Annotated in this window: 15 protein-coding genes and 4 tRNA genes; 5 read left to right on the top strand and 14 right to left on the bottom strand. The window is 67.8% G+C overall.

Going from position 1 to position 13,586, the window contains the following annotated elements; translation table 11 throughout:
• Positions 1 to 40: 40 nt before the first annotated feature.
• The 4 genes from QE388_RS16000 to QE388_RS15985 all read right to left on the bottom strand — a co-directional run bounded on the left by QE388_RS16000 (position 41) and on the right by QE388_RS15985 (position 818).
• On the bottom strand, positions 41 to 412 hold the full coding sequence (locus tag QE388_RS16000) for a hypothetical protein (RefSeq protein ID WP_275801219.1): 372 nt from the start codon (positions 410 to 412) through the stop codon (positions 41 to 43).
• A 99-nt stretch (positions 413 to 511) separates the two neighbouring features.
• A tRNA-Val gene (locus QE388_RS15995) sits at positions 512 to 583 on the bottom strand.
• 27 nt (positions 584 to 610) lie between these two features.
• Positions 611 to 681 (bottom strand) — tRNA-Cys (locus QE388_RS15990).
• 65 nt (positions 682 to 746) lie between these two features.
• Positions 747 to 818 (bottom strand) — tRNA-Gly (locus QE388_RS15985).
• A 152-nt stretch (positions 819 to 970) separates the two neighbouring features.
• On the opposite strand from QE388_RS15985, the gene QE388_RS15980 reads away from it, so the two are divergent.
• Positions 971 to 1,046: transfer RNA gene (locus QE388_RS15980), tRNA-Val, on the top strand.
• Positions 1,047 to 1,160: 114 nt separating this feature from the next.
• On the opposite strand, the gene QE388_RS15975 is transcribed toward QE388_RS15980, so the two are convergent.
• The 9 genes from QE388_RS15975 to zapE all read right to left on the bottom strand — a co-directional run bounded on the left by QE388_RS15975 (position 1,161) and on the right by zapE (position 9,005).
• Positions 1,161 to 1,904, bottom strand: a complete 744-nt coding sequence (locus QE388_RS15975) for an ABC transporter permease (protein ID WP_307386386.1) — start codon at positions 1,902 to 1,904, stop codon at positions 1,161 to 1,163.
• 7 nt (positions 1,905 to 1,911) lie between these two features.
• Entirely contained in the window at positions 1,912 to 2,676 is a 765-nt protein-coding gene (locus QE388_RS15970) for an ABC transporter permease (RefSeq protein ID WP_275801217.1), read from the bottom strand.
• Positions 2,673 to 3,410 carry an ABC transporter ATP-binding protein gene (locus QE388_RS15965; protein WP_307386384.1) on the bottom strand — a complete coding sequence of 246 codons (738 nt, stop codon included), beginning with the start codon at positions 3,408 to 3,410 and terminating at the stop codon, positions 2,673 to 2,675. The genes QE388_RS15970 and QE388_RS15965 overlap by 4 nt, the downstream gene beginning before the upstream one ends.
• A 75-nt stretch (positions 3,411 to 3,485) precedes the next feature.
• Positions 3,486 to 4,130 (bottom strand): response regulator transcription factor, encoded by a 645-nt coding sequence (locus QE388_RS15960; protein WP_275801215.1) that lies wholly within the window; start codon positions 4,128 to 4,130, stop codon positions 3,486 to 3,488.
• Entirely contained in the window at positions 4,127 to 4,993 is an 867-nt protein-coding gene (locus QE388_RS15955; protein WP_307386382.1) for a sensor histidine kinase, read from the bottom strand. Before QE388_RS15955 ends, QE388_RS15960 begins: the two co-directional genes overlap by 4 nt.
• Positions 4,994 to 5,352: 359 nt before the next feature.
• The gene (locus QE388_RS15950; protein ID WP_307386381.1) at positions 5,353 to 5,868 is read right to left on the bottom strand and encodes an ASCH domain-containing protein; all 516 of its coding nucleotides are present in this window, start codon (positions 5,866 to 5,868) and stop codon (positions 5,353 to 5,355) included.
• A 22-nt stretch (positions 5,869 to 5,890) separates the two neighbouring features.
• Entirely contained in the window at positions 5,891 to 6,400 is a 510-nt protein-coding gene (locus QE388_RS15945) for a type II toxin-antitoxin system PemK/MazF family toxin (RefSeq protein ID WP_081318462.1), read from the bottom strand.
• A 123-nt stretch (positions 6,401 to 6,523) separates the two neighbouring features.
• The gene (locus QE388_RS15940) at positions 6,524 to 7,798 is read right to left on the bottom strand and encodes an ammonium transporter (RefSeq protein WP_058595677.1); all 1,275 of its coding nucleotides are present in this window, start codon (positions 7,796 to 7,798) and stop codon (positions 6,524 to 6,526) included.
• A gap of 169 nt (positions 7,799 to 7,967) precedes the next feature.
• The gene (gene zapE / locus QE388_RS15935; RefSeq protein WP_275801211.1) at positions 7,968 to 9,005 is read right to left on the bottom strand and encodes a cell division protein ZapE; all 1,038 of its coding nucleotides are present in this window, start codon (positions 9,003 to 9,005) and stop codon (positions 7,968 to 7,970) included.
• 120 nt (positions 9,006 to 9,125) lie between these two features.
• Here zapE and QE388_RS15930 point away from each other — a divergent pair, with 120 nt between their 5' ends.
• Together QE388_RS15930 and QE388_RS15925 are read left to right on the top strand one after the other, a co-directional pair.
• The gene (locus QE388_RS15930) at positions 9,126 to 10,028 is read left to right on the top strand and encodes a sulfurtransferase (protein ID WP_058595675.1); all 903 of its coding nucleotides are present in this window, start codon (positions 9,126 to 9,128) and stop codon (positions 10,026 to 10,028) included.
• Positions 10,029 to 10,062: 34 nt separating this feature from the next.
• Positions 10,063 to 10,503: a SufE family protein gene (locus QE388_RS15925; RefSeq protein WP_275801209.1), complete on the top strand. Its 441-nt coding sequence runs from the start codon at positions 10,063 to 10,065 to the stop codon at positions 10,501 to 10,503.
• Positions 10,504 to 10,531: 28 nt separating this feature from the next.
• On the opposite strand, the gene QE388_RS15920 is transcribed toward QE388_RS15925, so the two are convergent.
• Positions 10,532 to 11,767, bottom strand: coding sequence for an alpha/beta fold hydrolase (locus tag QE388_RS15920; protein WP_363376612.1), 1,236 nt, complete (start codon positions 11,765 to 11,767; stop codon positions 10,532 to 10,534).
• Positions 11,768 to 11,840: 73 nt separating this feature from the next.
• Here QE388_RS15920 and QE388_RS15915 point away from each other — a divergent pair, with 73 nt between their 5' ends.
• Positions 11,841 to 12,383 (top strand): DUF3000 domain-containing protein, encoded by a 543-nt coding sequence (locus QE388_RS15915; protein ID WP_058595672.1) that lies wholly within the window; start codon positions 11,841 to 11,843, stop codon positions 12,381 to 12,383.
• On the top strand, positions 12,376 to 13,572 hold the full coding sequence (locus tag QE388_RS15910) for an HRDC domain-containing protein (RefSeq protein WP_307386374.1): 1,197 nt from the start codon (positions 12,376 to 12,378) through the stop codon (positions 13,570 to 13,572). Before QE388_RS15915 ends, QE388_RS15910 begins: the two co-directional genes overlap by 8 nt.
• Positions 13,573 to 13,586 lie beyond the last annotated feature (14 nt).

The raw sequence follows: 13,586 nt of genomic DNA, 5'->3' as shown, positions 1-13,586 counted from the left end.
GCCGGCGTGGGGGACTTGCGGCGCACGGGCTCGATACGGATCAGCCGTGCGTTCCGCTCTGGCGGTCCCACTCGAGCGACTTCCACTGGAGGAACGAACAGAGGTTGCCGGCGATCACGAGCTCGGCCGCGAGCGAAGCAATGTCGTGGATCGAGAGCGTGAGATCTTCGGGGCGCCCCGTGAGCGTCGCTTCCCACACGGGGTCGTCGTAGCCGCGCGGCTGCATGTAGATCGACGCCTTCGCATTGCGCAGGCTCATCACGACGAGCCCGGTGTCTTGACCGTCGGCGTCTTCTTGCTGGGCGACTCGAAGGGCCCCCGCCACGATGTGGCCCTGATTTTTGAACTCCTGCACCCACTCTTCGAGCTGCTCACGCGATCGACGCGGGGGCGAATCCTGAAGCTCCTCCATAGAAGACAGGATGCCATGACCCGCCGACATCGCCGCTGTCGCGCGAGCGACAGCAGCGGGAACGAGAAAACCCCCGGCGGAACCGGGGGTTTCATTCGGTGCGCGATACTGGGATCGAACCAGTGACCTCTTCCGTGTCAGGGAAGCGCGCTACCGCTGCGCCAATCGCGCCTATACAGGCTGTTCAGTTATGAAGCGAGGTGGCGACGGGATTCGAACCCGTGTAAACGGCTTTGCAGGCCGGTGCCTAGCCGCTCGGCCACGCCACCGTGTGTGGTTCGACCCACGTGTCGTGATCTCTCGTCGGTTTCCCTGACGAAGATCCCTTCACTCGAGCGGATGACGAGATTCGAACTCGCGACCCTCACCTTGGCAAGGTGATGCGCTACCACTGCGCTACATCCGCATTTCGTTTTCGGGGCTTGCCCCGAGCACTTGTAAGACATTACCCGATCTGGGCACGGGTGCAAAACCAGGCGCGCCCCGGGTGTGTCTCGACGGCGTGGTTCGGAGCACGTCGTGGCATCCGGTACGATCGATGAGTCCCGTTCGGGATGCGGGCGATTGGCGCAGTTGGTAGCGCGCTTCCTTCACACGGAAGAGGTCATCAGTTCGAGTCTGGTATCGCCCACCACTGGAGGCCCGGAATCACGCGGAACGCGGAGATTTCGGGCCTTCTTCGTCGGCGAGATCGACCTCGTGCGTGTGCACTCGGCCCCGCCCGGGTGGTGGGCTGCTGGCGCGAGTCTCAGCCCGTGGTGTCGCGCCTACGGAAGACGAGCCACGACGCGATGCAGAGCAACGCTGCCCAGGCTGCCATGACGACTGCCCCGGGTATCGGGTCGAGGAGTCCGACTCCCGGGTAGTCGGTGAGGAGCTGCAGTCCGGCGAGATCGGGCAGAAATCTCAACGCCGGAACGGGGCCCAGCCAAGAGATCGTCAGCCCGAGAACCAGAGGCACGAGTACGACGAGCGTCACGATGAACGTGCGGGCCAGGACGGTGACGGCTGCGGCGATGAGCCCGATCAGCGCATAGTTCACGGCAACGCCGACCAGGTTCCACCCCATGCCCGCCGTGAACCCACTGACGGAAAGACCGTGTTCACCGAGTGCCGCGTGTTCGAGGAGCACGGCAGCGCTCGTGGCGACGATGCCGACAGCCACCGCCGCTACCGCGGTCACGATGAACTTCGCCCCGAGCACACGCCCCCGCCGGGGTGTGGCCGTCAGAGTGGTGGCGAGCTGTGCGTCGATGTACTCGGTTCCGGCCACGAGAGCTGCGAGCAGAATGATTAGCGGCTGCCCGAACCCGGCGGTTTCGAACCCGTGAGACTCGATGGAGAACGACGCCGCCGTTGACGCTTCGCCGTCGAAGGCGAGCGCAGAGGCGAACGCGAGGACAGGGGGGACGAGGAGCGCGGCAGCGATCGTGCCTTGAATGCTTCGAAGAGTGAGCGCCTTGGTCCATTCGGCGCGGAGCGTGTGGATCATCTGTGCCTCACAGGTCTCGGCGCACGAACGAGACCGCTGCTGCGGTGAGCAGCACCGTTGCCCATCCGGCTTGGACGATGCCGCCCAAGGGCGGGTCGAGGTATGTGCCGGTCGCGGGGTTCGAGGAAAGAGCGGCACCCGCGGCAACGGGGAGATACTTCGCGCCGGCCCAGAACACGGTGAGGAAGTCACCGACCCCGATGACGAGCGGGACGACGAGGATGAGCGGCAGGATGACAGTGCGGGCGAGCACGCCGACGGCGAAGGCCGTCAGCGCGGTGAGCGTCCATGCGACGGTGACGCCGCCGAGGTTCGCCCAGATCGCCGGGTTCAACGTCCACGGATCGACACCGGTCTCTCCCACGAGGTGCGTGATCACCAGAGTGCCCCACATGGTCGAGAAGGCGATCGCCGCGACCGTGATCGCGAGCAGCAGCGTCTTCGTTGCGAACACGCGCAACCGCTGTGGGGTGGCCAGCAGCGTCGTGCGAATCTGTTGATTGCCGCCGTACTCGCTTCCGGCCCACAGCGCGGAGAGGACGACGACGAGGACATACCCGAACCCGGCCATCTCGAACCCCTGGAACGCGAGAGGGATCGGTTCGGAAGAGAAGAGGCGTGGGTCATCGGACGCCACCCCGACGGCGGTCGCCGCGTTGGCCCAGGCCATCGGCCAGCTGCCGAGGACGGCTGCGGCCCCGAGAATCCACGTTGCGCGGCCGGTGCGAAGTTTGGTGGCTTCGGAACGCACGAGGGGCAGGAGACCGTTCATGCCGTCGCCCCGTCCACGTCTCCGGCCCGGTAGTCGGTGTGCTTGTCCGTGAGCTCGAAGAACGCGTCTTCCAGGGTGCGGTGCGTGCCGATGACCTCTGCTGTGCTGCCCGTTGCGAGAACGCGGCCGCGAGCGATGATCACGACATCGTCGGCGGTGTCCTGCATCTCGCTCATCAGGTGACTCGACACCAACACAGCCTTGCCATCGTCGGCGAGGAAGCGCAGAAAGCGCCTCGTCCAACGGATGCCGTCGGGATCGAGTCCGTTTGTGGGCTCGTCCAGCACGAGCACGTCAGGGTCGCCGAGGAGGGCTGTGGCGATGCCGAGCCGTCGCCCCATACCGAGCGAGAATCCGCGGATTCTCATTTTCGCGGCATCCCGCAGTCCGGTGAGCTCCAGTACCTCGTCCACTCGTCGGTTGGGGATGGCGTTCGACTGCGCCACCCAGGTCAGGTGCGCCTTCGCGGTGCGGCCCGTGTTCGCGCCGGGGCCGTCGAGCATCGCTCCCACCGTCCACAACGGACGTTCCAGCGATCGATACGGCCGACCATCGATCAGCGCGGTGCCGCTGGTCGCACGATCCAATCCGAGCAAGACCCGCAGCGTCGAGCTCTTCCCCGCGCCGTTGGGTCCGAGACAGCCGGTGACCCGCCCCGGAAGAGCGGTGAAACTGACATCGTCGACCACGGTGCGTGAGCCGTGACGCTTGACCAGGTGACTGACTTCGATCATGCCTCCCAGCCAACTGGGCCGGCGTGCCGGCGTCAGTCTGCGAGAGTTGACAATCGCGGGCTTCGGGTCATCGGATCACGTGGATGCCGGGGTCACAATGCCGTTCTCGTAAGCGATGACGACGAGCCCCGCCCGGTCCCGGGCCTGGAGTTTCGTCAGAATCCGGCTCACGTAGGTGCGCACGGTCGTCACGGTGACGAACAGGTCATCCGCGATCTCGGCGTTCGATCTGCCCTGCCCGATGAGAGCCAGCGTCTCGCGCTCCCGCGCCGTGAGGTGGCTGAGTCGGTGGTCCTCGCGCACGGGGGCGAAACGTCCGATCAACCGCTTCGTCACTTCCGGGGCGAGCAGCGCATTGCCCTCGTGTGTCACGCGTACTGCGTGCAGCACCTCGCCGGGCGGACTGTTCTTCAGCAGGAACCCTGAGGCGCCGGCCCGGAGTGCCTCGTACACGTACTCATCGAGATCGAACATCGTCAGCACGATCACCCGCGGCCCGTCGGGCTCCCCGGCGAGGACGCGGGTCGCTTCCAGCCCGGTCATCCGCGGCATCTGCACGTCCATCAAGACGACATCCGGATGCAGACTTGCCGCACGCTCGACCGCGTCCGTGCCGTCTGTAGCCTCGCCAACCACCTCCATGCCGGCCTCGCTGTCGACCAGCATTCGAAGCGATGAGCGGATCGACGGTTCATCGTCCGCGATGAGCACCCTGATCACATTCGTCCTTGCGGTCTGCTCGGAGTTCCCACTAGCGGAATGGTCGCCGACACCGTGAAGCCCGACGTCGAGGAGGCAAAGTCCACCGTCCCACCCAGGAGCTCGATCCTCTCGCGCATACCCGCCAAACCGTGACCGGGCTGGAACGTGCGCGGAGCGCCTTGCCCGTCGTCCTGAATCCCCACCGTCACCGACTCCGAGGACACGTGAAGCCTCACGATGGCGAGGGACGCCGCCGCGTGCCGGATGACGTTCGTCATCGCTTCTTGGACAACTCTGAGCACCGTCGTACGTACATCGGACGGAAGCCCATCGATCGTTTCGTCGGAGTCGACACGGACGCAGATACCGGCCCGCTCAGCGGACATCGCAAGACGTGCGAGCGCTGTCGACAGGGGACTCGACGCGACATTCTCCGCCTCGGTGCCGGTTCGCTCCCTCTGCAGGAGGGCTTTCAACTGAAACAGAGAGGCTCTCGCATCACCCTCGATCCCCCGCAGCACCTCACGCAATTGCTCGGTGCCGAGGGTGCTCACATGGGCGGCGACTCCCGCTTGCACCCCGATCGTTCCGAGGGAGTGAGACAGCACATCGTGTACGTCGCGCGCCACGCGAAGACGCTCCTCGGCGCGCGACCGAGCCGCCGCTTCCTCCCTGACCTCTCGTGTCCGCACGCCGAGCACCCACGCGACGCACAACACGACAGCGCTCAACACCATCCCGCGGAAACGATCCTCCACGCCCTCCGTACCGAGGAACGCCGAGGTGAGCACCACGAGGACGACGCCGGCGAACATCCACCACGGGAACCTGCGTCCTCCGCGCTTCTCCGCCAGTCGGAACACCGCGAATCCCGTCAACATGAACGGATCAGCAGTGACGTGGAGGGTCCATGCGCATGCTGTCGCGGCAGTCGTCACGACCACTCCGAGAAACGGCAGGCGCGAACCGGCCATCACACCGGCCACCGCCGTAGCGCCCAAAGCGAGCTGAGTCCATCGTGCGGCCAGATCCTCCGGCGTGACCGTCAACCAGAGCCCCAGGAACACGGTGAGTCCGAGGATCAGTCCCGTCAGAAGGCTCCTCCGCAACCGAGTGCCGGAAAACCCGCGCGAGCGTGAACCGCGGCGATGACGACTCCCACCCACCGACCCCGCTCCTCTCCATCGACGTTCTCGCGGTTCGCCCAGGGCCTCCGCGCGCTCCGCGACGACGCGGTCGATCAGTGCCCGCCGTCCCTGTGCTCCGGTGGCCACGCCACCGTGAAGCGCTCGAAGACGATCTCGTCGTCGTCCTCGGACCACTCGCGCCCGAGGGCGGCGCAAATCCGCGTCCAGTAGCGACGGTGCTCGATCTGCCAGCTCTCGAGGGACCGGTCGTCCTCGCCCTCGTCGAACGCGAATCGCGCGTCCGCGCTGGAGAAGACCCCCAGACGCATCTCGGTCGTCCGCAGGATGGCCCGGGGCACCCCTCGACCGTCGCAGGCGATCCAGTGCGAGCCGATCCGCGGCAGCTGCTGCCGCTCCGCGATGTACTCCGCGACGAGCGACGAGGTCGCCCGCTTCTCTCCCTCGAGCACGCACGCGAGCAACTCGTCCGCCAGCCTCTCGGAGTCGCCGAAGTGCTCGACGGTGTACTCGGGACAGGCGGCGACGGCGTCGGGACGGGCGTCGGCGTATTCCTGCCACAGGCGAAGAGCCGCGGCGGTGTCGACGGCGATGGGGGAAACGGTGCTCATCCCCCCATCCTGGCAGCCGTCGTCAGCCGCGCTTCCACCCGTAGCGGGCCGTCAGTGCGGCCGCGACCGTGTCGAAGCGCCGCCGATCCAGGGCGGCGGCCTCTCGACGCATCCCGGCATCGTGCACGAGGTACAGCTGCTCGATGTCGACCCATGAGGGACGCCGCTGCGGGTCCCACTCCCCCGTGCCAAGCGACAGGTACTGCCGATCGCCGTCGTGCGGCTTGCTGGTCAGCCGTACGGCGTACGAGCGGGTGGCATCCGCCCGTCCGATGACGAGGACGGGACGATCCTTGCCACGCCCGTCGCGCTCTTCGTACGGCACCCACGTCCAGACGATCTCTCCCCCGTCCGGCGCATTGTCGCGCTGCGGGGCGTACGAGATCGTGAGGCGGCGCGGCGGCTCGATTTCGAGCGTCTGGGCGTCGGCTGGCGCCGTGACGGCTCGTGCGGGCGCAGAGGCCGGCCTGGCCGGTGCCGTCGAGCGGAACATCCCGAGGAATGCCGACACGAGACGAGAGGTGGTTCCCATTCCCCCACCCTAGGCATCCGCGGACTCGAATCCGACGGAGCGCGGCGCACGGCAGCGCGGGGCGAAAACGAGAGACGGGGCGCCACCGACGAACCGGTGACGCCCCGTCCGGGGTGGAGATGCTCAGGCGCGAGCGTCGGTCAGGACGTAGCCCTCTTCACCGTGAACCACGGTGTCGATACCGGCGATCTCGTCCTCGTTCTTGACGCGGAAGCCGATCGTCTTCTCGATCGCGAAGCCGATGACGAAGGCGAGAACGAACGAGTACACCAGGACTGCGAGGGCGGCGATCGCCTGCACCAGCAGCTGGTTCAGCGAGCCGCTGTAGATGAGGCCGGTGGTGTTGGCGAAGATGCCGAGGTACAGCGTTCCGAGCAGACCGCCGACGAGGTGGATGCCGACCACGTCGAGCGAGTCGTCGAAGCCGAGCTTGAACTTCAGCTCGATCGCGAGGGCGCAGACGGCACCGGCGACGAGACCCAGCACGATGGCCCAGATCGGCGTCAGTGCGGCGCACGCCGGGGTGATCGCGACGAGACCGGCGACGGCGCCCGACGCGGCACCCACGGAGGTGGGCTTGCCGTCCTTGATCTTCTCGACGATCAGCCAGCTGAGCAGGGCTGCTGCGGGAGCGGCGATCGTGTTGACGAAGGCCAGGGCGGCGGTGCCGTCAGCGGCGAGCTCGGAGCCAGCGTTGAAGCCGAACCAGCCGAACCACAGCAGACCGGCGCCCAGGAGCACGAACGGCGGGTTGTGGGGGACGTGGGCGCCCTTCTGGAAGCCGACGCGCTTGCCGAGGACCAGAGCGAGGGCGAGGGCGGCGGCACCGGCGTTGATGTGGACCGCGGTACCACCGGCGAAGTCGATCGCACCGACGCCGAACACGTCCTGCATACCGTGGGTGATCCAGCCGCCGTAGGAGAACGAGCCGTCCTCGGCGAGACCGAAGTTGAAAACCCAGCTGGCGACGGGGAAGTAGACGACCGTCGACCACACGAAGGCGAAGATCATCCAGGCGCCGAACTTGGCGCGATCGGCGATGGCGCCCGAAACCAGGGCGACGGTGATGATGGCGAAGGTGGCCTGGAAGGCGACGAAGGCCAGCGGCGGGTACGCGGCGCCCTCAGGCGTCTCGAGGACGCTGGCGAGACCGAACTCGTTCCAGTCGATCATCCAGGGAAGCTGGGTGACGCCGGCGTCGGTCGCCGGGAAGGCGATCGCGTAGCCGTAGAGCACCCACAGCACGCCGATCAGGCCCATCGCGCCGAAGCTCATCATCATCATGCTGATAACGCTCTTGGCCTTGACGAGACCGCCGTAGAAGAATGCGAGTCCTGGCGTCATGAGCAGCACGAGGGCGGCTGCTAGCAGGATGAATGCGGTGTTGCCTTGATCCATCTCGGAGGAAACCTCTCTGCAGGGACGCAGGTGTAGCGTCGGGTCCCCCCAGTGTTCCCAGCCCCGGTTTCCATCTCCGTTCGAGAGGTGTTACGGGGACGTTACGGAGATCGGCCTCACGTAAACATCGCGTTTCGCGCGGCCGAGAGGCGCAGATGAGGACGCTGGATCAAGAGTGTGTAAGGGCGACGAGCCGCGACGTGGCGCGCAAGTACTTCTTGCGGTACCCGCCCGCGAGCATCTCGTCGCTGAAGACCGTGTTCAGCGGGACGCCGGTTGCCCGGATCGGGATCTGCGCGTCGTACGCGCGGTCGATGAACGCGACCAGACGCAGGGCGGCGGACTGGTCGTGCAGGACCTGCACGTCACGCAGCCCGATCGTGTCGACGCCGTCGATCAGACGGATGAAACGCGACGGGTGCACGCGGGCCAGGTGACCGACGAGGTCGGAAAACGCATCATCGGATGCCACTCCGGCTGAGGCCGCGGCATCCATCGCCTGACGGTACTCGTCGTCGCCGAGCACCTTCGCCTCGCCGTCGATCGCACGCTGACGGAAGTCGGTTCCGTCGATGCGGATGGTCCGGAAACTGTCCGCCATCGACTGGATCTCGCGAAGGAAGTCCTGCGCCGCGAAGCGTCCCTCGCCGAGGGCGTTGGGCGGAGTGTTCGACGTCGCTGCCAACCGGGTTCCGGATGCCACGAGCTCCCCGAGCAGCCGGGTCATGACCATGGTGTCGCCCGGGTCGTCGAGCTCGAACTCGTCGATGCAGAGAAGATCGCTCCCGCGGAACAGTTCCACGGCCTTGGCGTAGCCGAGCACGCCGACGAGCGCGGTGTACTCGATGAACGATCCGAAGTACTTCCGGCGGGCCGGCATCGCGTGGTAGATCGAGGCGAGCAGGTGTGTCTTGCCGACGCCGAAGCCGCCGTCGAGGTAGACCCCGGGCTTGACCGGCGCGACCTTCTCGGCGCGACGGAAGAACCCGCCCTTCTTCGCCGGGCTCGACTGCTTTCCGGCGAACGCCTGAAGGAGTTCTTTGGCCTCCTGCTGCGAGGGGTAGGCATCGTCGGCCCGATACGACTCGAAGGTCGCGCCGTCGAACTGCGGCGGCGGGACGAGGGCGTTCACCATCTCGGCACCGGTGACGGCGGGCTCGCGCTCCGTCAGGTGGATGAGGCCGGTCGTGGCGGGAGTGGAGGTCATGGCCGTCCTGTGTCCGAGTCTTACGGGATGGGTGCGTGCCCCATGCCGCGGATCTAGGGTCGATGGTGCGGTGTCCACCCTATGCCGCCGCACCCCCTGCCCCGACCGAGGAGATCTCCCGTGACCGTCGAGTTCGACACCAGCTCCCCCAAGTTCGCCGACTACGCCGAGCCCGGCCGTCTCGTGACCGGCGAGTGGCTCGAGCAGCGGCTCGGGCAACCGGGTCTGGTCGTCGTCGAGTCCGATGAGGACGTGCTCCTCTACGAGACCGGGCACATCCCCGGTGCCGTCAAGGTCGACTGGCACACCGAGCTCAACGATCCCGTCGTGCGCGACTACCTCGACGGCGAGGGCTTCGCGAAGCTGCTGAGCAAGAAGGGCATCGCGCGCGACGACACGGTCGTCATCTACGGCGACAAGAACAACTGGTGGGCCGCGTACGCGCTGTGGGTGTTCTCGCTCTTCGGGCACGAGGACGTTCGTCTCCTCGACGGCGGCCGCGACAAGTGGATCGCCGAGGGTCGCCCTCTCACGACCGAGCCGACCACCCGCGAGCCGGTGGAGTACCCGATCGTCGAGCGCGACGACGCATTGATCCGCGCCTACAAGGACGACGTGCTCGCGCACCTCGGCAACCCGCTCATCGATGTGCGCTCCCCCGAGGAGTACTCGGGCGAGCGCACCTCCGCTCCGGCGTACCCCGAAGAGGGGGCCCTCCGCGCGGGTCACATCCCGAGCGCCCAGAGCGTGCCGTGGGCCAAGGCCGTCGCCGAAGACGGCGGCTTCAAGTCGCGCGAAGAACTGGATGCCATCTACCGCGACGGCGCGGGCCTGAAGGACGGCGACAAGATCGTGGCGTACTGCCGTATTGGCGAGCGCTCGAGCCACACCTGGTTCGTGCTGAAGCACCTCCTGGGCTTCGAGGATGTCCGCAACTACGACGGCTCGTGGACCGAGTGGGGTAGCGCGGTGCGCGTGCCCATCGTCTCGGGGTCGGAGCCCGGCGAGGTGCCCTCGCGCTGAGCCCGGCGTTCGCGGGCGTGGGAGGATGACGGAGATGTCCGAGAACACCCTCCCCGCCCGCCTGGCCGAGATCCGCGACGAGTTCCTCGAGCTCGACGAGCCCGACCGGCTGCAGCTCCTGCTGGAGTTCTCGCAGGAGCTCCCCGCGGTGCCGGCCGAGTACGCCGATCACCCCGAGCTGCAGGAGCGGGTGGCAGAGTGCCAGTCGCCGGTGTACATCATCGTCACGGTCGACGACGCCGACCGCGTCGCGATGCACGCCACGGCACCCGCCGAGGCCCCGACGACGCGCGGTTTCGCGAGCATCCTGGCGCAGGGACTGACCGGGCTGTCGGCCGACGAGGTCCTCGCCGTTCCCGACGACTTCCCGCAGAGCATCGGCCTCACCCGAGCGGTCAGCCCGCTGCGGATCGCGGGCATGACGGGCATGCTCATGCGCGCGAAGCGTCAGGTCGCCGCCAAGCGGGGTGCCTGAACGCTGTGCCTGAGCACGGCGGCATCCGTCACTCTTCGGACGCGAGTCCCTGCCGCCGTACCCAGTCCTGGATCACGCGGGTGAAGCGCGTCTCGTCGTAGTTCCACAGCTTCGTGTGGCGCGCCACCTCGAACGTCTCCATCGTGACGAGGTCGGGGCGAGCCTCCGCGAGGGCGTGCGAAGCGTCGCTGGGCACGAAGCCGTCATCGTCGCTGTGGAGGATCAGGACCGGATGCCGCAGGTCGTCCGCGTGGGCGACACGGTCGAGACGGTCGAGGGGGATGGCCTCGCCGCGGACCAGGCGGGCACCCCAAGCGGAGTCGAGGATGCGCTCCGTCAGACCGAGGACCGGGCGGGGCAGCTTGAGGAGACGGCTCTGATAGCGCAGAACCGTGCGCCAGTCGACGACGGGTGATTCCAGGACGAGTCCCGCGATCAGGTCGCGATGCGTCGAGAAGGCTTCGGTCTGGAGGCACATCGCGCCGCCCATCGACCACCCCATGAGGATGACGCGTCGCGCCCCGTGCGCCGCGGCGTACTCGATCGCGGCATCGACGTCGCGCCACTCGGTCGCGCCGAGCGCGTAGGTGCCGCTCGCGCTCTGCGGCGCCTCCCCGTCGTTGCGGTACGACACCGCGAGAGCCGTGATACCGAGGGCGTGGAAGACCGGGATGGCGCGAAGCGTCTCGGCGCGCGTCGTCCCTCGACCGTGGACCTGGATGACCCAGACACCGGACCCCTCGTCGCTGGACTCCTCCCCGCCGGACTCCTCGTCGGCGGGGAACTCCCACGCGGGGCAGGCCCCGACGGGGGTCTCGATCTGCACCGACCGGTACGGCAGTCGGAGCTGATCGGGTTCGTCGTAGTACCAGCCGCTGAAAGCCGCCTCGGCGGCGATACTGTCGTCGGCGGCGACCTGGGTGAGGAGTTTCCGGGTGACGGTTGCGCCGTCGTCGGCGACCACCGACCCCAGCCGCAAATAGTCGGTGGTTCCAACGGTGAAGAGCCCGTACCGTCCCGGTAGGGCGGTGTCATCGGTGCGGTCGAGCGTGACCGTCTGCGCGGCGGTGTCGAGCGAGACGATCCGCGTGTTGGGAACTCGACCCGCGGGCGTGATGACGGTACGAGCCATGCGGAGCGAGACCGCACTCAATGCGGTGAGGCTCGCCCCGAAGGCCATCGCGAGAGTCGCGATCCCCACGCGTGCGATCGATACGGTTCGTCGCGAGGGGCCGGGCCGCGCGGCGCGCCTGGGAGCGTTCATCGAGGCCTCACTCTAGTCTGTGGCCGTGACTGACCTGGGCTCACCCGAGGCGTCGACCCCTTTCGCCCGGGCGATGGAGGAGGTGCGCGCCGCCACGTTCCGTGACGATTTCGTCGTGCGCGAGATTCCCTCCCCCGCCGGCCTGGCACCCCACTCCCTGGCGTTGGCGGGCGATGTCCGTCCGGAGGAACACTCGACCGACTCGCCTTTCGGCACGGGGCGTTTCATCCTGCTGCACGATCCGGACGAACCCGATGCGTGGGGCGGCGCGTGGCGCGTGGTGTGCTTCGCGCAGGCGCCGCTGGAGCCCGAGATCGGCATCGATCCCCTCCTCGCCCAGGTGGCGTGGTCGTGGCTCATCGATGCTCTCGACTCGCGCGGCGCCGAACGGCACTCCGAATCGGGCACCGCCACCAAGACCCTCTCGACCGGTTTCGGGGCCCTCGCGTCCCAGGGCGAGGGGTCGCAGATCGAACTTCGCGCGTCATGGTCGCCGCGTGGTCCCATCCGCCCCCATCTCGACGCGTGGGCGGAACTCGTGTGCATGCTGGCCGGCCTCCCCCCGGGGTCGGAGGGCGTCGCCGTCTTCGGAGCCCGGAGGCCCACCCGTGGTTGAGTACAACGTCATCGAGGATGCCGCCGGACTGGCGTCGGCATCCGATCGCCTCGCTGCGGGTACCGGTCCGGTCGCGGTCGACGTCGAGCGTGCATCGGGATTCCGCTACTCGCAGCGCGCGTACCTCATCCAGGTGTTCCGTCGGGAGGCGGGCGTCTTCCTCTTCGACCCGTCGACGATCGAGGACTTCTCGCCGCTGCAGGCCGCGATCGCAGACATCGAGTGGGTGTTCCACGCGGCCAGTCAGGACCTGCCGTCGCTGCGCGAGCGTGGTCTCGAGCCCCCGCGCATCTTCGACACCGAGCTGGGCGCGCGACTGCTCGGACACGAGCGCGTCGGTCTCGGCGCTGTCGTCGAGCAGACGCTGGGCATCACGTTGGCCAAGGCCCACTCGGCGGCGGACTGGTCGACCCGTCCACTCCCGGCATCCTGGCTCGAGTATGCCGCCCTCGACGTCGAGCACCTCATCGACGTCCGGGACGTGCTGGTGGCCGAGCTCGACGAGCAGCAGAAGACCGAGTTCGCGCGGCAGGAGTTCCAGGCCGTCCTCGACCGCCTGCCCAAGCCGCCGCGCGAAGACCCGTGGCGGCGTATGAGCGGGCTCCACACGGTGCGCGGTCGTCGAGCTCTCGCGGTGGCCCGTGCGCTCTGGTGGGCCCGCGAGGAGTACGCCCGCGAGCAGGACGTCGCCCCCGGCCGACTCGTGCCCGACCGCGCACTTGTGGCCGCCGTGCTCGCGGATCCCGCGAGCAAGCAGGCGCTCGCCGGCGTCAAGGAGTTCAACGGGCGGGCCAGCCGTACTCAGCTCGATCGGTGGTGGAACGCCATCGTGGCGGGCCGCGAAGACACCGAGTTGCCGCCGGACCGTGTCCCCAGCGACACGCTTCCGCCGCCCCGCGCGTGGGTCGATCGCAACCCCGAGGCCGATCGTCGTCTGAAGGCGGCGCGACCCGCCGTCGAGGCGCGCGCCGAAGAGTTGCGGATGCCGACCGAGAACCTCCTCACCCCCGAGACGCTTCGTCGGGTGGCCTGGGCTCCGCCCGCCGAGGTGACCGTCGAGACCATCGGGGCGGCTCTCGCCGAACTCGGTGCGCGACCCTGGCAGATTGACCAGACCGCACAGGTGATCGCGGATAGCTTTGTAGCTTCCCTCAATGTCGACGACGACGGGTCTGGCACGGATTCGTAGGTTCGGACAACCGA

The sequence above is a fragment of the Microbacterium sp. SORGH_AS_0969 genome (genome assembly GCF_030818255.1).
Lineage (GTDB): Bacteria > Actinomycetota > Actinomycetes > Actinomycetales > Microbacteriaceae > Microbacterium.
Note: the sequence above shows the minus strand (reverse complement) of the source record. Positions and strands in the feature narration are given on the sequence as shown.